General features: G+C 53.1%; 1 protein-coding gene. It reads left to right on the top strand.

All coding sequences use genetic code 11. The annotated features are described in order from the left end of the window. A partial coding sequence (locus HC026_RS12660; protein ID WP_168926237.1) for a hypothetical protein occupies positions 1-226 on the top strand: 226 nt, incomplete at both ends.

The raw sequence follows: 226 nt of genomic DNA, 5'->3' as shown, positions 1-226 counted from the left end.
CATTAAGGGGACCGACCCAGCTGAAACAGGTTACAGTGCCAGCGTGGATCAGGCGGTCAGTTATACGGCCACTGAGTACACGACGACTAAGCCAGGTGATCCTACTAAGGGTGATCCAGAAGGTACGCAAGCTAAGTATCTGGAAGGTACCATTACAGTCACAACGACTTACACGGGTGGTCCAGATAAGGCAACCAAGACGGCCAACGTGGCGGTTACTCGGACT

Origin of the sequence: Secundilactobacillus angelensis, from assembly GCF_012641075.1 — a bacterium.
In the GTDB taxonomy this organism is placed as follows: Bacteria; Bacillota; Bacilli; order Lactobacillales; family Lactobacillaceae; genus Secundilactobacillus; species Secundilactobacillus angelensis.
Note: the sequence above shows the minus strand (reverse complement) of the source record. Positions and strands in the feature narration are given on the sequence as shown.